16 protein-coding genes are annotated in these 18,133 nt (G+C 71.7%); 2 read left to right on the top strand and 14 right to left on the bottom strand.

What is annotated here, in order from left to right:
* Nucleotides 1–53 precede the first annotated feature (53 nt).
* The 10 genes from ACH9EU_RS04465 to glyA all read right to left on the bottom strand — a co-directional run bounded on the left by ACH9EU_RS04465 (nt 54) and on the right by glyA (nt 12,444).
* The gene (locus tag ACH9EU_RS04465) at nt 54–1,586 is read right to left on the bottom strand and encodes an AMP-binding protein (RefSeq protein WP_396412739.1); all 1,533 of its coding nucleotides are present in this window, start codon (nt 1,584–1,586) and stop codon (nt 54–56) included.
* 36 nt (nt 1,587–1,622) lie between these two features.
* On the bottom strand, nt 1,623–2,723 hold the full coding sequence (locus tag ACH9EU_RS04460) for an alanine racemase (RefSeq protein WP_396412740.1): 1,101 nt from the start codon (nt 2,721–2,723) through the stop codon (nt 1,623–1,625).
* 53 nt (nt 2,724–2,776) lie between these two features.
* Nucleotides 2,777–3,604, bottom strand: a complete 828-nt coding sequence (locus tag ACH9EU_RS04455; RefSeq protein ID WP_396412738.1) for an alpha/beta fold hydrolase — start codon at nt 3,602–3,604, stop codon at nt 2,777–2,779.
* A 132-nt stretch (nt 3,605–3,736) separates the two neighbouring features.
* Entirely contained in the window at nt 3,737–4,609 is an 873-nt protein-coding gene (purU, locus tag ACH9EU_RS04450) for a formyltetrahydrofolate deformylase (protein WP_396412737.1), read from the bottom strand.
* A 22-nt stretch (nt 4,610–4,631) separates the two neighbouring features.
* Nucleotides 4,632–6,035, bottom strand: a complete 1,404-nt coding sequence (locus ACH9EU_RS04445; RefSeq protein ID WP_396412736.1) for an L-serine ammonia-lyase — start codon at nt 6,033–6,035, stop codon at nt 4,632–4,634.
* Complete coding sequence (locus ACH9EU_RS04440; RefSeq protein ID WP_396412735.1) at nt 6,035–6,724, bottom strand: sarcosine oxidase subunit gamma family protein; 690 nt, start codon at nt 6,722–6,724, stop codon at nt 6,035–6,037. Before ACH9EU_RS04440 ends, ACH9EU_RS04445 begins: the two co-directional genes overlap by 1 nt.
* Nucleotides 6,717–9,629, bottom strand: coding sequence for a sarcosine oxidase subunit alpha family protein (locus ACH9EU_RS04435; protein ID WP_396412734.1), 2,913 nt, complete (start codon nt 9,627–9,629; stop codon nt 6,717–6,719). Before ACH9EU_RS04435 ends, ACH9EU_RS04440 begins: the two co-directional genes overlap by 8 nt.
* Entirely contained in the window at nt 9,626–9,913 is a 288-nt protein-coding gene (locus tag ACH9EU_RS04430; RefSeq protein ID WP_396412733.1) for a sarcosine oxidase subunit delta family protein, read from the bottom strand. The genes ACH9EU_RS04435 and ACH9EU_RS04430 overlap by 4 nt, the downstream gene beginning before the upstream one ends.
* An 18-nt stretch (nt 9,914–9,931) precedes the next feature.
* The gene (locus ACH9EU_RS04425; protein ID WP_396412732.1) at nt 9,932–11,149 is read right to left on the bottom strand and encodes a sarcosine oxidase subunit beta family protein; all 1,218 of its coding nucleotides are present in this window, start codon (nt 11,147–11,149) and stop codon (nt 9,932–9,934) included.
* Nucleotides 11,149–12,444, bottom strand: coding sequence for a serine hydroxymethyltransferase (glyA, locus tag ACH9EU_RS04420; RefSeq protein WP_396412731.1), 1,296 nt, complete (start codon nt 12,442–12,444; stop codon nt 11,149–11,151). The genes ACH9EU_RS04425 and glyA overlap by 1 nt, the downstream gene beginning before the upstream one ends.
* A 151-nt stretch (nt 12,445–12,595) precedes the next feature.
* Between glyA and ACH9EU_RS04415 the strand changes: the two genes are divergently transcribed.
* Together ACH9EU_RS04415 and ACH9EU_RS04410 are read left to right on the top strand one after the other, a co-directional pair.
* Nucleotides 12,596–13,267: an FCD domain-containing protein gene (locus ACH9EU_RS04415; protein ID WP_396412730.1), complete on the top strand. Its 672-nt coding sequence runs from the start codon at nt 12,596–12,598 to the stop codon at nt 13,265–13,267.
* 173 nt (nt 13,268–13,440) lie between these two features.
* Entirely contained in the window at nt 13,441–14,106 is a 666-nt protein-coding gene (locus tag ACH9EU_RS04410) for an FCD domain-containing protein (protein WP_396412729.1), read from the top strand.
* Nucleotides 14,107–14,203: 97 nt separating this feature from the next.
* On the opposite strand, the gene ACH9EU_RS04405 is transcribed toward ACH9EU_RS04410, so the two are convergent.
* The 4 genes from ACH9EU_RS04405 to ACH9EU_RS04390 form a co-directional block, all read right to left on the bottom strand.
* Nucleotides 14,204–15,097, bottom strand: a complete 894-nt coding sequence (locus ACH9EU_RS04405; protein WP_396412728.1) for a tetrahydrofolate dehydrogenase/cyclohydrolase catalytic domain-containing protein — start codon at nt 15,095–15,097, stop codon at nt 14,204–14,206.
* On the bottom strand, nt 15,094–15,717 hold the full coding sequence (locus ACH9EU_RS04400) for a cyclodeaminase/cyclohydrolase family protein (protein WP_396412727.1): 624 nt from the start codon (nt 15,715–15,717) through the stop codon (nt 15,094–15,096). The genes ACH9EU_RS04405 and ACH9EU_RS04400 overlap by 4 nt, the downstream gene beginning before the upstream one ends.
* Before the next feature lie 204 nt (nt 15,718–15,921).
* Nucleotides 15,922–16,842, bottom strand: coding sequence for a formyltetrahydrofolate deformylase (gene purU / locus ACH9EU_RS04395; RefSeq protein ID WP_396412726.1), 921 nt, complete (start codon nt 16,840–16,842; stop codon nt 15,922–15,924).
* 163 nt (nt 16,843–17,005) lie between these two features.
* Nucleotides 17,006–18,133, bottom strand: a 1,128-nt coding sequence (locus ACH9EU_RS04390; RefSeq protein ID WP_396412725.1) for an SRPBCC family protein, incomplete at its 5' end; no start/stop codon positions are given.

The following is an 18,133-nucleotide window of genomic DNA, read 5'->3' as shown; positions in this document are numbered from 1 at the left end:
GGTCCGGCCCGGACCGGGAGGACGCCCTGTGCGGTGTCCGGGTCGTGGAGGCCTCAGCCCTCGGTTCCGGCCGGCGCCTGCGGCCTCCCGAGGAGCTCTGCGTACTCGCGGCGCAGTTCGGCCTTCTGGACCTTGCCCATCACGTTGCGCGGCAGTTCGTCCCTGAACACGACGGCTCGCGGCTGCTTGAACCGTGCGAGACGAGGACGGATGGATCCGAGGATCTCCTCGGGATCGCCGTCGGCGGGGTCGTCGAGCACGACGACGGCGACGGGTGCCTCCCCCAGGTCCTCGTGGGGCACCCCGACGACCGCCGACTCGCGCACCGACGGGTGCTCGTCGATGAGGTCCTCGATCTCCTTGGGGTAGATGTTGTATCCGCCGGAGATGACGAGGTCCTTGTCCCGCCCGACGATGGAGAGGTAGCCGTCCTCGTCGAAGACGCCCAGGTCGCCGGTGACGAAGTACCCGTCCTCGGTGAACTCCTCTACGGTCTTCTCCGGCATGTTCCAGTACTCGCCGAACACGTTGGGGCCCGAGACCTGGATGACGCCGACCTCTCCGGTCGGGAGCTCGGCGTTCGTCTCCCGGCCGGCGACGCGGATGCTGATTCCCTCGAGGGGCAGGCCGACGGTTCCGGCCCGGCGCTCCCCGTGGTACGGGTTGGAGCACATCATCCCGGTCTCGGTCATGCCGTAGCGCTCGAGGATGGCGTGACCGGTCCGGGCCTTCCACTCGTGGTGCGTCTGTGCGCTCAGGGGTGCCGAGCCGCTGACGAACAGGCGCATGTTCCGGGTCGCCTCCGCGGTCAGTCCCGGGTGCTTGAGCAGACGCGTGTAGAACGTCGGCACCCCCATCAGCACGGTGGAGCAGGGCATGAGGTCGATGATCGTCCCGGCGTCGAACGTGTCCAGGAAGTGCATGCCGGCTCCGGTGGTCACCACCATGTTGACGGCCACGAAGAGGCCGTGGATGTGGAAGATCGGCAGCGCGTGGATGAGCACGTCCTCGGAGCCGAACTCCCACGCCTCCGTGAGGGTGGCGCAGTTGCTCGCGAGATTGCGGTGGGTCAGCACGGCGCCCTTGGAGCGGCCCGTCGTGCCGGAGGTGTAGAGGATGGCCGCCGGCGCGTCGAGGTCCACCTCGACCGGCTCGGCGGCACGGGCGGCCGGGCGGGCGAGGAGCGTGCCCGTCCCGTGCGGCCCCATCGAGACGAAGGAGACGCCGCCGGAGCCGTGCTCGGCCAGCCGCTCCTCCTCGCCGGGGGCGCAGACGAAGACCGCGGGGCGCGCGTCGTCGATGAAGTACTGCAGCTCGTTGCCGGTGTACGCCGTGTTCAGGGGCAGGTAGATGCCCCCGAGCTGGAGCGTGGCCAGGTAGAGGGCGATGACCTCGGGCAGCTTCTCCGTCCTGACCGCGACCCTGTCGCCCGCGCGCACGCCCAGGGAGGTGAGGGCGCCGGCCAGCTCGTCCCGCAGCGCACGGACCTCGGCGTAGCTCAGCCGCCGCCCGTCCGGCTCGATGGTCAGCGCCTTGTCGCCGTGCTGCTCCACGGCGTCCTCGAACATCTGGACAACGGTCCTCATGGTGCCTCCTCGGCGGTGGTCGTCCCCTCGGGGGGCTCAGGAGTTCCTGCCCCGGGCGGCCACGGTCCAGCGGTCGACGAGTACGCCGCCGCCGACCACGGCGACGTCGTCGACCAGGTTCATGGCCAGGCAGACGTGATTGGGGACCACCCGCAGGCGCTCCCCCAGGGCGGGCAGGGGCTGGTCCTCGGGCCACACCACGGTCGCGTGGTGCTCGGACAGTGCCGTGATCCGCGCGTCGAGGTGGTCCAGCAGCCGCCCGTAGCCCGTGGCCCAGGCGGGGCGGTCGCTGCCGAGGACCTTGCTGCCGGCGTCCAGGACGATCCGCCGGGGGATCCCCGCTCCCCCCTCGTGGCGGCTGACGACGGTCGCGGCGACGGTCAGGGCGATGTCCTCCGGCGCGCACCGGTCGAGTTCCAGCTGCTCGGCGTCGCCGAAGACGTAGACGCCGGGACGGACCTCCGTGGCGACCGTCCCCTCGGTGAGCAGGGCCGTGGGGGTGGAGCCGCCGCTGCGGCGGGTCACGGCGAAGCCGGCGGTGCTCAGCAGCTCCGACGCCTCGGCGAGCGCCCCCTGCTCCTGGGCCGCGGCCTCGGCCGGCATGCCGGGGGCATAGCTGTGGCCCGGGAAGGTGAAGACCCCGGCCACGTGGAGTCCCGCCCCGGCCGCGGCGCGGGCGACGTCGACGGCCTGCGCGGGGTGGACCCCGCTGCGGTGGTGGCCGCTGTCGACCTCGACGAGGACGGTGAGCTCGCCGGCCGCGTCCGCCAGGTGGGTCCCCATGGTCACGGCCGCCTCGGCGGAGTCCACGCCCACGGAGACCCGCGCGCGCTCCGTGAGCCGCCGCAGCCGCCGGGCCTGCCGGGGGCCCACCCACAGCGGGTAGGCGAGAAACAGGTCCTCGGCGCCGTGCTCGGCGAACACCTCTGCCTCCCCGATCGTGGCCACGGTCAGCCCCACGGCACCGGCGGCCAGCTGCCGGGCGGCGATCTCGGGGACCTTGTGGGTCTTGGCGTGGGGCCGCAGCTCCAGTCCCGCCGCACGGACCGCCTCCGCCATCCGGTCGACGTTGCGCTGCAGCAGCTCGCGGTCGACCATGATGCACGGTGTGTCGAGCTCGTCGGGGATCGTCGTCACGGGGATCGTCGTCACGGGGGTCCTCGTCGGTGGCGGGTTCGCGGTCGGACCCATCATGGCAGGCCGAGGGGGTGCACGCGCAGGAAGGCCCCCACGGCGGCCGCGACCTCGGCGGGGTGGGTGACCGGCAGGGAGTGACCGGCCCCGGCCACCGTCACGTCCTGGGCCTGCGGGAACCGCCGCAGAACCTCCCGGTGGACCTCCGCGAACCACGGACCGCTCTCGGACCCTCCGACGTACAGGACCGGAGCCGTGATCCGGCGAGCGTCCTCCGCGGCGAAGCTCCAGTCGCGCAGGGCCGGCAGATCCGTGCCGAAGAACGTGTCGGCGTCCCGCTCGGCCCGGGCGGCGCTGCCCGGCAGGTGACGGTCGAGTTCGACTCTCCAGTCAGGACTCACCACGCGGCTCAGGAAGCTGTCGAGAGTCGGTGCCGCACCGTGCAACCGGTAGTCCTCCAGGATCCGGTCGGTGGCCGCGAGGAAGTCGTCGGCCGCGGACGTGAAGACGGGTGGGGGCTCGATCAGCGTCAGGGTGTGCACGCGATCCGGGGTGTCGACGGCCAGCTGCAGCGCGACGGCGGCGCTGTAGGAACCGCCCACCAGGTGGGCCCGCTCGATCCCGAGGGCCGCCATGAGGTGCCGACAGTCGCGGGCGTCGCGGGCGATCGAACCCGGACCCCGGACCGGGTCGCTTCCGGCATAGCCGCGCCGGTGGTAGAGGACGAGCCGATGGTCGTCCAGCTCGGGCCGCGTCGCGAACGGCACGAACTCGTCGGCGGTCGCGGCCGTCTGGACCACGACCACCGGGTCCCCGGCTCCGCGGACGGCGACCTCCAGCGTGGTGTCCGGCAGGTGGATGCGCCGCCACTGAAGCTCTGCCATGCCGACGCTCCCCTCGGGCCCCGGGCAGGGCGCCTGCCCCCCGGTCTACCAGCACGGGGCCCCCTCGTACAGACCGGAGGACGTACTCTCCCGTTCCCGCGCGCGGCTGCGGCGCGGGAACGGGAGAGTGGCTCAGCGCAGGACGACCGTCCGGTTGCCGTGCAGGATCACGCGGCCCTCGCAGTGCCACTTCACCGCATCGGAGAGCGCCTTGCACTCGGTGTCCCGGCCGGCGGCCACGAGGTCCTCCGGCCCGTAGGTGTGGTCCACGCCCACGACCTGCTGGGCGATGATCGGGCCCTCGTCCAGCTCGGCGTTGACGTAGTGCGCCGTGGCGCCCACGGTCTTCACCCCGCGCTCGTAGGCCTGGTGGTACGGCTTGGCACCCTTGAAGCTGGGCAGGAACGAGTGGTGGATGTTGATCACCCGTCCCTCCATCCGCGTGGCCAGCTGGTCGGAGAGCACCTGCATGTAGCGGGCCAGGACGACGAGGTCCACCTCGAAGCGGTCGACCAGCTCGAGGAGGCGGGCCTCGGCCTCGGGCTTGGTGTCCGGGGTGACGGGAACGTGGAAGAACGGGATGCCGTGCCACTCGACGAGGCGCTGGTGGTCCCGGTGGTTGGAGACCACCGCCACGATGTCCACGGGCAGCTCGCCCGTGCGGGCGCGGAAGAGCAGGTCGTTGAGGCAGTGGCCGAACTTGGAGACCATCACCAGGACCCGCCGCTTCGCCCGGTGCTCGTTGAGCTCCCAGCGCATGTCGAACTTCTCGGCCACGGGGGCGAGGTCCCTGCGCAGTGCCTCCTGGTCGAGGGCCTCCCCCGTGGCCGGGGCCACGTGGACGCGCATGAAGAAGTGGCCGAGCCGGCGGTCGTCGAACTGCGTCAGTTCCACGATGTTGCAGCCGTGGTCCAGCAGCACGCCGCTGACGGCGTGCACGATCCCCGCCTTCTCGGGGCAGTCGAGGGTCAGCACCAGCTCGGTCGTGGAGCGTGCGGTGGGCACGGACTCCGGCTGCAGGCGCTGTTCAGCATTCGACGACGTTGACGGCCAAGCCACCACGGGAGGTCTCCTTGTACTTGATCTTCATGTCATTGCCGGTCTCGCGCATGGTCTTGATGACCTGGTCCAGCGAGACCTTGTGTTCGCCATCGCCGTGCATGGCCAGGCGGGCCGCGTTGATGGCCTTCGTGCTGGCGATGGCGTTGCGCTCGATGCACGGGATCTGCACGAGCCCACCCACAGGGTCGCACGTGAGCCCGAGATTGTGCTCGATGCCGACCTCGGCGGCGTTCTCGACCTGCTCCGGGGAGCCGCCGAGCACCGCGCACAGTCCGGCCGCGGCCATGGAGCAGGCCGAACCGACCTCACCCTGGCACCCCATCTCGGCTCCCGAGATGGAGGCGTTCTCCTTGATGAGGATGCCGACGGCCGCCGCCGTCAGCAGGAACTCCACCACGCCGTTCTCGTCGGCCCCGGCGATGAACCGGGCGTAGTAGTGCAGCACGGCGGGGATGATGCCGGCCGCTCCGTTGGTCGGCGCGGTGACGATCCGTCCGCCGGAGGCGTTCTCCTCGTTGACGGCCAGGGCGTAGAGGTTGATCCACTCCATGGCCTGCAGCGGGTCCGAGGCGGGCCGGACCGGGGCGGCGGCGTCCGCCGCCTCGGCCTCCCGCAGACGGGCCCGCAGGGCGGGCGCCCGGCGGCGCACCTTCAGCCCGCCGGGCAGGCGGGCCTCCGTGCGGGTGCAGCCGTTCTCCACGCACTCCTGCATCACCCCCCAGATCCGCAGCAGCGCGTCGCGCGTCTCGGCCTCGGAGCGCCAGGAGCCCTCGTTGGCGAGCATCACCTCGGCGATGCTCAGTCCCTCGCGCCGGCAGTGCTCCAGGAGCTGCCGGCCGCTCGTGAAGGGATAGGGCACCTCCGTGCTGTCCTGGACCACACGGTCCGATCCGGAGGCGTCCCCGTCCACCACGAAGCCCCCGCCCACCGAGTAGTAGGTCCGCTCCCGCAGCAGTTCGCCGTCCTCCCCGCAGGCGAAGAACGTCATCCCGTTGGGGTGGGCCGGCAGGGACTTCCGCCGGTGCATCACCACGTCCCCGGAGCGGTCGAACGGCACCGGCCGGATGCCGGCCAGGAGGAGTTCCCCCTGCTCGGCCGCCCGGCGCACCTGGTCGTCCGCGGTGTCCGTGTCCACGGTCTCAGGATCCTCCCCCTGCAGGCCGAGCACCACCGCCTTGTCCGAACCGTGGCCGTGCCCCGTGGCGCCGAGGGAGCCGTAGAGCTCCGAACGGACCCGCACCACCCGCTCCAGGAGGCCGTCGGCGCGCAGGCCCTCGGCGAAGAGCCTGGCCGCGCGCATCGGGCCCACCGTGTGGGAGGAGGAAGGCCCGATGCCCACGGAGAACAGGTCGAGGACGCTCAGCGCCATCAGGGCACCTCGGGGGCGGCGAACTCCGTCATGGCGTCCAGGAGCCAGCGGGCGGTGTAGTCCGCGAAGGACGCCCGCGGCAGGATCCGATAGACCTCCTCCCCCGTGCGCCACAGCAGCACCTGCACCGGGCCGAGGGTCGTGGCCACGGCGGCGCCGACCGCGAAGGCCCGCGGGTGCAGGTCCATCGGGCAGCCCTTCTCGAGCACGGCCCGGGCCGAGGGCCCGGACAGCTCGAGCGTGGTGCGGTTGGCGGAGAGGTCCACGGCCTGCCCGGGCTCGGTGCCCAGGGCCCGGGCCAGCTCGGCGGCGGTGCCGGCCTCGTCGGACCCCGCCTTCGCCAGGTCGGTCCCCGAGGGGCCGAGCTCCGCGGGTCCGACCCCCTCGGGGCCCACGAGCAGGAACTCGTCGGGGCCCAGCCACAGCAGGGCCGTGCCGTCCGGGCTGCCGGTGACCTGCCCGTGGCCGCCGGGCAGGGGTATCCCCGCCGCCGCGGCCACGGCCGTGGCCGCGGCGGTGCCGGGGACGACGCGCAGGCCCACCATGGTGAGGAACGGGATCTCGCGCAGGGCCACGCCCCGCTCGCCGCTCACGGTCTGCTCGCGCATCGGCTGCTCGAGGTGCGCGAGCGGGCTGCGGCGCAGGGTCGTGGTGTCGGTGGCGTCGTCGGTCAGGAGCTGCTCAGCCATCTCGGCGCTTCCCTTCGGGGTCGTAGAGGACGGGTTCGGCGAGGACGACGTCCACGAGCTGCCCGTCGAGCGGGGCCTGGAGCGTCTCGCCGATGCGGTGGCGGCCGTTCTTCACCAGGGCCAGACCGAAGGTCCGGCCCAGGGCGGCACTGCGGTAGCTGGAGGTCACGTGGCCCTCCATGGGCACGGGTCCTTCCTGCGGGGTGACGGGCGTGCCGTGGGTGATCAGCTGTGCACCTTCCGGCAGCCGGTAGTCCGGGTCCACCGGCAGCACGGCCACGAGCTGCTGGCGGTCCTCCCGGCTGGTGTCGGCCCGGGCGTAGGAGCGGTTGCCGATGAAGTCCTTGGTCTTGGACACCACCCACTCCATGCCCAGGTCCTGCGGGGTCACGGTGCCGTCGGTGTCCTGGCCCACGATCGGGAAGGCCTTCTCCGCGCGCAGCACGTGCATGGTCTCGGTGCCGTAGGGGGTGATGCCGAACTCCTCGCCGGCCGCGGCCACGGCCTCCCACACCGCGAGCCCGTACCAGCCGGCCACGTTGATCTCGAACGCCAGCTCTCCGGAGAAGGAGATCCGGCAGATCCGCGCGGGGATCCCCGAGGCCAGGGTCGTCTCGCGGAAGGCCATGAACGGGAACGCGTCCTGCGAGACGTCCAGCTCCGGGGCGAGCTTCGCGATCACGGCCCGGGACTTCGGGCCGACGACGGCGACGGTCGCCCACTGCTCGGTCACGGACGTGCAGACCACGTCGAGCTCGGGCCACTCCGTCTGGGACCACTCCTCGAGCCACTCCAGGACCTTGGCGGCCCCACCGGTGGTGGTGGTCATCAGGTAGCGGTCCTCGTCCAGGCGCAGCGTGACGCCGTCGTCGAAGACCATCCCGTCCGCCGTGCACATGACCCCGTAGCGGCCCATGCCGGCCTTGAGCTTCTTGAACGCGTTCGTGTAGATCCGGTTGAGGAACTCCCCGGCGTCCTTGCCCCGGATCTCGATCTTGCCCAGGGTGGTCGCGTCCATGAACCCGACCGACTCGCGCACGGCGGCGCACTCGCGCAGCACGGCGGCGTCCATGTCCTCCCCCGGCTGGGGGTAGTACCAGGGGCGCTTCCACTGCCCGACGTCCTCGAACAGCGCCCCGTGGGCCACGTGCCACGGGTGGATGGGGGTGACCCGGGCGGGGTCGAAGAGCACGCCGCGCTCCCGGCCCGCGAGTGCGGCGAAGGCCACCGGGGTGTAGGGGGCGCGGTAGGTGGTGGTGCCGATCCCGCCGACGTCCGGGTCCTTCAGGGCCGCGGCGATCACGCCGATGGCGTTCACCCCGCTGGTCTTGCCCTGGTCGTTGGCGGTGGAGATGGAGGTGTAGCGCTTGACGTGCTCCACCGACCTCATGCCCGCACCCACGGAGCGCAGCACGTCGGCCACGGTCTGGTCCCGCTGCAGGTCCACGAAGTGGTGGCGCCACTCGGCGGGCTCCCCCGTGCGGCCGGGCACGAGCCACAGCGGACGCACGGGCGCGAACTCCTCCGGCGCGGCGACCGGCACGCGCACCTCGCCCTCGAGTCCCGTGCGGCGGGCGGCCAGTGCTCCTGCCCGGGCCCCGTCCGCCAGGCAGCCGGGGAGGTCCAAGGTGCCGTTGACGGACCCGGCGGTCTGCTGGTCCCGCACCGGCGCGGTCGGCACGAACGCGGCGAGCCGTTCGTTCCAGGTGAGCCGGCCCTGCCGCTGGCTGTGCAGGTGCACCACGGGGGTCCACCCGCCGGACACGGCCAGCAGATCGGCCTCGAGCGTCTCGTACGGTCCTGTGGGCCGCCCGTCGTCGTCGATCGTGCTGACGACCACGGCGCTGACCCGGCCGCCCTCGCCCTCGCCGAGGGTGTCGACCACGGTGCTGCCGCTGAACAGCGGCACCCCGGTCTCGGCCACGATCTCGGCGGGCCGGCCCTGGACGTCGGTGCGGGAGTCGACCACGGCGGCGACGTCCACGCCGGCGGCCACGAGGTCCTCGACCACGGTGTAGGCGGAGTCGTTGGTGGTGGCCACCACGACCCGCGAGCCCGCAACCACGGCCCAGCGGTTGAGGTAGGTGCGCACCGCATCGGCGAGCATGATCCCGGGCCGGTCGTTGTTCTCGAAGACGATCGGACGCTCGTGGGCGCCGGTGGCCAGCACGACCTGGCGGGCGCGCACGTGCCAGATCCGCTCGCGGGACACCGCCGGAGCGGGCGCCCCACCGAGGTGGTCGGTGCGGCGCTGGACGGCCACCACGTAGTTGGCGTCGTAGTTGCCGATCGCGGTGGTGCGGTGCAGGACCGTGACCTCCGGGGCGGCCGCCAGCTCGGCGAGGGTCTGTTCGACCCAGGTGCGGGCGGGCACGCCGTCGATCTCCGAGCGCCCGGAGAGCAGGGAGCCACCGGCCTCGGGCTGCTCGTCCATCAGCATGACGCGGGCGCCGGTGTGGGCGGCCTCCCGGGCCGCGGACAGGCCGGCGGGCCCGGCCCCGACGACCAGCACGTCGGTGTGGACGTACTTGCGGTCGTAGACGGCCTCGTCCGTGCGGGGGTCCAGCTGGCCCAGTCCGCGCAGGTAGGACGCGACCAGCCCGTCGGCGAGCTCCACGGTGGTGGCCGGGAGCATGGACTCGTCCACGTCGGCGGCGGTGCGCGCGGCGACCTTCACGAGGGCGTTGGGCTCCTCGACCCCGGCGGCCACGATCCCACGGGGCCGGCCCAGGTACAGGGAGTCCCCGCACGTGATCCGGCCGGAGGCCAGCAGGGCGGAGGCGAGGGTGTCCCCGGCCCAGCCGGTGTACTCCTGGCCGTCGACGGTGAAGCGCAGCGGCTTCGTACGGTCGATGCTGCTCGCGCTGCTGCGCTCCGGCGGCAGGCGGTAGGTCTGGTCGGTCACCGGACACCTCCGATCTGGGGGGCGGACTCGCCCATGCGGTAGACGGCCTTGATCTCGTAGGTCACGGTGTCGCGCACGACGTTGAACCAGCGGCGGCAGCCGACGGTGTGCGCCCAGCGCTCGGCGAGCAGGCCCCTGGGGTTGTTGCGGTAGAAGAGGTACTCCGCCCACTCCTTGTCGGAGAGCTGGAACGGGTCCTCGGGGTAGGGCACGTGGGCCTCCCCGCCGTACTGGTACTCGGTCTCGTCGCGCGGCCCGCAGAAGGGGCACTCGATCAGCAGCATGTTCTCTCTCCTGGTCCGTCAGTGGGCCACGGCGGCGGCGCCGTGCTCGTCGATGAGGACCCCGGTCTCGAACCGCTCCAGGGAGAACGGCTCGTTCAGCGGGTGGGGCTCGTCGTTGGCGATGGTGTGGGCGAAGGAGTACCCGGCCCCGGGGGTTCCCTTGAACCCGCCGGTGCCCCAGCCGCAGTTGACGTAGAGCTGGTCCACCGGCGTCTTGGACACGATCGGGGAGGCGTCGAGGGTGACGTCCACGATCCCGCCCCAGGTGCGCAGCACATGCGCCCGGGCGAAGATCGGGAACAGCTCCACGGATGCGGCCATCTGCTGCTCGATCACGTGGAACGACCCACGCTGCCCGTAGCCGTTGTAGGCGTCCACGCCCGCGCCCATGACCAGCTCGCCCTTGTGGGCCTGGGAGACGTAGACGTGCACGTGGTTGGACATGACCACGGTCGGGTGCACCGGCTCGTGCAGCTCCGAGACCAGCGCCTGCAGCGGGTGGGACTGGATCGGCAGGCGGAACCCGGCGAGCTCGGCGAGCACGGAGCTGTGCCCGGCCCCGCAGAGCCCGACCTTGCCCGTGTTGATCGTCCCGCGGCTGGTCTCGACGCCCACCACGCGGTCGCCGTCCTTGATGAAGCCGGTGACCTCGCAGTTCTGGATGATGTCCACGCCCAGCGCGTCGGCCTTGCGGGCGAAGGCCCAGGCGACGTGGTCGTGCTTGGCAATGCCGGCGCGCGGCTGGTACGTGGCGCCCATGACCGGGTAGCGGATGTCGTCGCCGATGTTGATGATCGGGCACAGCTCCTTGACCTGCTCGGGGCTGATCCACTCGGCGTCGACGCCGTTGAGCTTGTTCGCGTTGACCCGGCGCACGCTCTCCCGCACGTCCTGCAGGGTGTGCGCGAGGTTCATCACCCCGCGCTGGGAGAAGAGGAAGTCGTAGTCCAGCTCCTCGGGCAGCCGCTCCCACAGCTTCAGGGAGTGCTCGTACATCGCCGCGGACTCGTCCCACAGGTAGTTGGAGCGGATGATCGTGGTGTTCCGCGCCATGTTCCCGCCGGCCAGCCAGCCGCGCTCGAGCACGGCGATGTTGGTCATGCCGTGGTAGGCGGCCAGGAAGTAGGCGGTGGCCAGCCCGTGCCCGCCGCCGCCGACGATCACCGCGTCGTAGGAGGACTTCGGGTCCGGGTTGCGCCAGAGGAAGTCCGGGTGCTCCGGGAGCAGATCGGCCATCACACGGCTCCGTTCAGGACGGGGGCGGACAGGTGCGGGTAGAGCGGGAAGCGCTCGGTGAGCGCGGTGACCCGGCCCCGGAGCTCCTGGGTGAGCTCATCGGTCAGGTCGCGGGTCAGGGCCGCGGCGATGACGTCGGCCACCTCGGTGAACTCCTCGGCGCCGAAGCCGCGGGTCGCCAGGGCCGGGGTGCCGATGCGCAGGCCGGAGGACACCATGGGCGGGCGCGGGTCGAACGGCACGGCGTTGCGGTTCACCGTGATCCCGATGCGGTGCAGCCGGTCCTCGGCCTGCTGGCCGTCGAGGTCGGAGTGGCGCAGGTCCACGAGCACCAGGTGCACGTCCGTGCCGCCGTTGACCAGGCTGATCCCCTCGGCGAGCACGTCCGGGGAGAGCAGGCGGGAGGCGAGGATCTTCGCGCCCTCGAGGGTCCGGCGCTGCCGGTCGGCGAACTCCTCGCCGGCCGCGTACTTGAAGGCCACGGCCTTGCCGGCGATCACGTGCTCGAGCGGTCCGCCCTGCTGGCCCGGGAAGACGGCCGAGTTGATCTTCTTGGCGTACTCCTGCTTGCACAGGATCACCCCGCCGCGGGGCCCGCCCAGGGTCTTGTGGGTCGTGGTGGTCACGACGTCCGCGAAGGGCACGGGGTTGGGGTGCAGGCCGGCGGCGACCAGGCCCGCGAAGTGCGCCATGTCCACCATGAGGTAGGCACCGACCTGGTCGGCGATCTCGCGGAAGCGCGCGAAGTCCAGCTGACGGGTGTACGCGGACCACCCGGCGACGATCATCTTCGGCCGGTGCTCGAGGGCGAGGCGCTCGACCTCGTCCATGTCGATGCGGTGGTCCTGCTCGGAGACGCCGTAGGCGGCGACCTTGTAGAGCTTGCCGGAGAAGTTCAGCTTCATGCCGTGGGTCAGGTGACCGCCGTGGGCCAGGTTCAGGCCGAGGATGGTGTCCCCCGGGTCCAGCAGCGCGAACATCGCCGCCGCGTTGGCCTGCGCCCCCGAGTGGGGCTGGACGTTGGCGTGCTCGGCGCCGAAGAGCTCCTTCACGCGGTCGATCGCCAGCTGCTCGACGACGTCGACGTGCTCGCAGCCGCCGTAGTAGCGCCGGCCGGGGTAGCCCTCGGCGTACTTGTTGGTCAGGACCGAGCCCTGGGCCTCCATGACCGCGCTCGGCGCGAAGTTCTCGGAGGCGATCATCTCCAGCGTGGACTGCTGGCGGACCAGTTCCTGGTCGATGGCCGCCGCGATCTCCGGGTCGGCTTCGGCCAGATGAGTGTTCAGATCGGGCATCCCTGGGCTCCTCAACGTTTCGCATTCCGTTGCTGATACGGTTTTGATATATCAGCTGTGGTCCAAAGGTATGCTAGGGGTGCCGGGGTGTCAATGGATGACGAGAAGCCACCGGACACCACAGCGTCGGCCCCGATCCAGGAGTGGAGTCATGAGCGTCACCGCACTTCCCGAGTACCGCACCGAAGTCCCCGCGTCGCTGGCCGACCAGGCCTACCAGCAGCTGCGCGACCGCCTGACCGTGCTCGAGATCCGGCCGGGCGCGATGATCCATGACGCGCACCTGGCCACCGAGCTGGGCATCGGCAGGACCCCGGTCCGGGAGGCGCTCAAGCGGCTGGAGACGGACCACCTGGTGGTCTCCTACCCCCGGAGGGGGACCTTCGCCACGCAGGTGGACATCACCGCGCTGTCCGACGTCTCCGAGCTGCGCAGGAACCTCGAACCGCTCGCCGCGCACAAGGCCGCGCTGGCGGCTCCGCCGGCCGTGCGGCAGCAGATGCACGCTCTGGTCCACACCCTCGGGGACCTCTCCGGTGGCGAACCGACGAACCGCGCCTTCATGCGGGCGGACCTCACCGTGCACCGCCTGATCTACCGGGCCGCGGGCAACGCCCACCTCGAGGAGACGCTGGTGCGGCTGGACAACCTCGCCACCCGCATCTGGTGCCTCGTGCTGGACCGGGTGCCCACGGTCTCCGCTCACGTGCACGAGCACGTCGGGCTGCTGGAGGCGATCGCCGCCGGGCGAGCCGACGAGGCCGCCGATCTCGCCCTCGAGCACGTCACCAGCTTCGAGCGGACCATGCGGACCGTTCTGTGAGCCCGCCCGGCGGGACACGACTCCTCGGGGACGAGCACGGGGCGCCGGCGCCGCTGCACGGAACCCGCCCCGGTCCGCGTCCGCCGATGCGGAACGCTACGGTAGACGAAAGACCCGTCCGGGAGAGCCCGCCCACGGCGGCTCCTCCGACGCGAACGGAAAGCGCACATCTCATGTCCACCACGCCCCTCCACGCCCGGGACGAACCGCTCTCCCTGGCCGACCAGGCGTTCCTGCAGCTGCAGGACCGGCTGATCTTCCTGGACATCCCCCCGGGAGCTCCGCTCAACGAGGGACGCCTCTCGCAGGAGCTGAACCTCGGGCGGACACCGCTGCGCGAGGCGCTCAAGCGGCTCGAGTCCGAGCACCTGGTGGTCACCTATTCCCGCCGCGGCACGTTCGCCACCACGGTGGACATCACCGCCCTGTCGGAGATCTCGCAGGTGCGCGAGGTGCTGGAGCCCCTCGCCGCGCGGCTGGCGGCGGAACGGCGCGGTGGGGACGCCCGGCCCCAGCTCGAGGAGCTGCGCGACCGCCTGACCGACCCGGGGAACGAGCGGCTGAACCGGGACGAGGCGTTGCGCTGGGACGTGCGCATCCACCGGGCGATCTACGCGGGGGCGGGCAACTCCCACCTGCAGGCCACGCTGGAGCGCTACAGCAACCTGGCCACCCGGATCTGGTGCGTGGTGGCCGACCGCATTCCCGAGCTGCAGGAGCACATCACCGTCCACAGCGCCCTGCTCACGGCCGTCCTGGAGGGTGCCGCCGAGGAGGCGGGCACGATCATGCTGAACCACGTCAGGGACTTCGAGACGCAGATCCGCCAGGTGCTCTGAGCCGCACGGCGTCACGGGCGCCCCGGAGCCGGGCCGGCACGTGGCCGTTCCGGACCGGCCGGACGCGGACGGCCCGGCCGGTCCGGCCGTCATGCGCTCAGGAAGGGGCACCCGCCCCGACCGTCGGAACGGAGGCCAGCTCCTCGGTGAGCCGCAGCGCCGCCTGTGTCGTGTGCAGCACGAGGAGGGCGGTCGTCACCGTGCCCACACCGCCGGGGACCGGCGTGAGGGCCGAGGCCACCTCGGTCATCGAGACGGGGTCCACGTCGCCGACCAGCTCGCCGTTCTCCAGGACATTGGTGCCGACGTCGACGACGACCGCGCCGGGGCGCACGTGGTCCCCGGTGAGCAGACCGGGCCGTCCCACCGCCGCGACGACGATCCCCGCCTCGGACGTGTACCGCTCCAGGGGCTGGGAGCGCGAGTGGCAGACGGTGACGGTGGCGTCCCGCTGCAGCAGCAGCAGCAGCAGCGGCTTTCCGACGACCGCCGAGCGCCCCACCACCGTGACGTGCCGGCCGGCGAGGGACACCCGGTGGTGCTCCAGCAGCTCCACCACCGCCCGGGCGGTCGCGGGGGCGAAGGCCTCCTGCCCCACGGCCAGACGCCCCAGGCTCAGGGGATTGGCCCCGTCGACATCCTTGGCCGCGCTGATGTGCGCCACCAGCTCGTCTCCGTCCACGCCCGGCGGCAGGGGCGTCTGCAGGATGATCCCGTGCACGTCCTCGTCCGCGCTCAGCAGCGAGAGCGTCGAGGCGATCTCGTCCGCGCCGGCATCGGCTCCGAGGTCGACGACCGTGCAGTTGACGCCCGCCTTGTCCGCGGCGCGCGCGATGGAGCGGACGTACCACAGGGTCGCCTCGTTGTCGGTGGCCACCACGACCGCCAGTCCGGGGACCACTCCGCGGTGGCGCAGCGTGGTGACGTTCTTGTCGGTCTCGGTCCGCAGCCGTCGCGCGACCGGAGCTCCGAGCAGCGGGAGCGCGATCATGCCGTCACCTTCTCCCGCACGCGGTCCGTCACGGCCTGGGCCGCGAGGATGGCGTTGTGGGCGTCCCGGAGCTCCGCCGTGAAGTCCGCCCGGGTCTGCTCGTCCTTGATCGCGGTGATGTTCATGTCCAGGGTGATCAGGGCCGTGGCGATGGCGGCCCGGGCGGCCTCGGACGCGGCGGCCACATCGCTGATCACGTTGGGATTGCTGAACTCCGCCAGCTGCCGCCCCAGGTCGATGATCTCGGTCGCCAGCCCGATCAGGGCCCGCGGTGGTGCGGCCGCCGCGACCGTGGCCTGCTGGACGGCGCGGGACCGGGCGGCCCGGTCCTCCTCGGAGGCCGAGGGCAGCCGGTAGGCGGCGATCACGGCCGCGAAGGCCTTCTCGTCGTCGTCGGCCACCTGCAGCGCCGCCGGAACGATGTCGTCGGCGCGGGCGGCGATCCGGGTGGACCGCTCCTCGTGCTCCGCGTACTTCGCACCCGTGGTGTAGCGCGCCACCATGGCGATCAGGGCGGCGCCCTGGGCCGCGTGCAGGGCCCCGGCCGCTCCGCCCCCGGGCGTCGGTTCCCGGGCCGCCAGGCGCTCCAGGTAGTCGTTGACGGTTTCCGAACCGATCATGGTGTGTCCCCTTCGATGGGCGTTGATGGAGGGCGTGGGTCTGCGGCCCCGGCCCCGGTGGCGAAGCAGGGTCGGGGCCGCAGGTCTGGTGGCGACGGTCCAGCGGGCGGACGGGGCCGCGCCGGCGGGTCGTCGCCGGGTCGTGGAGCGGTTCGCGGTCTCCGCGCGCCGGGGCGTACCGGGCTGCCGCTGGGACCGCGGGGCTCAGCGGAAGACGACGGTGCTGGAGCCCTCCAGGAGCACACGGCGCTCGCAGTGCCAGCGGACCGCGCGGGAGAGGGCCAGGGCCTCCGCGTCCTGCCCCACGGTGGACAGTGCTCGCGGATCGTGGGTGTGATCCACCCGGATGACCTCCTGCTCGATGATCGGCCCCTCGTCCAGGTCGGCCGTCACGTAGTGGGCGGTGGCACCGACCAGCTTCACGCCCCGCTCGTAGGCCTGGTGGTAGGGACGGGCCCCCTTGAAGCCCGGCAGGAAGGAGTGGTGGATGTTGATGGCCCGGCCCTCCAGCGCGCGGCAGAGGTCGTCCGAGAGGATCTGCATGTAGCGCGCCAGCACCACGAGGTCGATGTCGTGCTCCTCGACCAGGTCCAGCATCCGCTGCTCGGCCTCCTCCTTGGTGGCCGGGGACACGGGAATGTGGACGTACGGCAGGCCGGCCGCCTCGGCCATGGGGCGCAGGTCCTCGTGGTTGGAGGCCACCAGGGCGATCTCGCCTCCGAGGCCACCGGCCCGCCAGCGGAAGATCAGGTCGTTGAGACAGTGGCCGCTCTTGGAGACCATGACCAGCAACCGGGGCGGCGTCTGGTCGTGGATGCGGTAGCTCATCCCGAACCGATCGGCGATGGGGACGAAGTTCGTCTCCAGCGTCTCGAGGCTCAGCTCGGACGGGCCGGTGAAGGCGGTGCGCAGGTGGACGACACGGTGCACCGTGTCGTCGAACTGCTGGTGCTCGTTGATGTTGGCCCCGTGGGCGAGGAGGAACTCCGTGACGGCGTGGACGATCCCGACCTGGTCCTGGCAGGTGAGGGTCAGCACGAACGGGGAGGGTGCCTGCGCGTCGGGCGCCTCCGTGGGGGCGACGGCCGGCTGCGCGGCGGAGGAAACGGTGTCTACGACGGTCATGGAAGGCTCCTGCCTGGGTGTGCATCTTCTGGGTGGGCGGAACGTACCGGCGGTCCGGACGGTCCGGCCGGCCCGGTGCCACGTCGAGGAGTTCGACGCGACCGCCCGGGCCGGCCCTCTGCGGCACGACGGACCCGGATCCCGGTTGTCCGAGGGCCGGTGACTAGCTGCCGGGCGCCGGCACGACGTCGCCGACCTTCTCGGTGATCCAGTCGTGGAAGGCGCCGATGTGGTGCTCGGAGGGCACCAGGACCCCGCCCTTGGCGTAGATCTTGGAGCCCATCGCGGGCTGGCAGCGCTCACAGGCGTCGAAGTCCTGCTGGTTGACCCGGTGGAAGAGCTCCACCGAGGCCGAGACGTCCTTGCCCGACTCCACCACCGAGGGCAGGTAGAGCCAGTCGCACTCCACGATCGTGCGGTCGGCGGCCATCGGGAACATCCGGTGGATGATCACGTGGTCGGGCACCAGGTTCACGAACACCGTCGGCTTGACCGTGATCGCGTAGTAGCGCCGGTCGTGGTCCTCGTCCACCCCGGGCAGCTTCTCCAGGCCCTCGGAACCGTCCACGGTGAAGCCCAGCACGTCCTCGCCGAACTCCGCCCCGTGACCCACGAAGTACTGCGCGGCCAGCCCGTCGGCGAACTCCGGCAACACCTCGGTGAGCTCGGGGTGGATCGTGGCGCAGTGGTAGCACTCCATGAAGTTCTCGATGATCAGCTTCCAGTTGGCCTTCACGTCGTAGGTGATCCGCCGGCCCAGGGCCAGGTTCTCGACGTTGTAGCCCTCGATCGCCTGGGTGTCGCCCAGCCGATCCTCGATGTCGCCCATCACGTCCTCCTCGAAGGAGGGCGGCTCCTCGGCCAGGCACACCCACACGTAGCCCAGGTACTCCCGCACCGGCACCGACACCAGCCCGTACTCCTGCCGGTCGATGTCGGGCATCTTCGTGAGGTTCGGGGCCGCGATGAGCTTGCCGTCGAAGTCGTAGGTCCAGGCGTGGTAGGGGCACTGGAAGGACCGCCCGGCCTCACCGGTGTCCTCCATGCACAGCTTCACCCCGCGGTGACGGCAGATGTTGTAGAACGCCCGGATCCCGTGCTTGCGGTTGCGGGTGATGATGATGGACTCCCGCCCCACCTGCACCGTGCGGAACGCCCCGGGCTTGTCCAGATCGGCAGCGCGCACCGCGCAGAACCACATCTGCTCGAAGATCCGCTCCTGCTCGGCACGGAACACCGCCTCGTCCACATACGTGGAACCGGGCAGGGTCGCGATCAGGCTGTCGGAGAT

Origin of the sequence: Kocuria rhizosphaerae, assembly GCF_044462265.1 — a bacterium.
Taxonomy (GTDB): domain Bacteria; phylum Actinomycetota; class Actinomycetes; order Actinomycetales; family Micrococcaceae; genus Kocuria; species Kocuria rhizosphaerae.
Note: the sequence above shows the minus strand (reverse complement) of the source record. Positions and strands in the feature narration are given on the sequence as shown.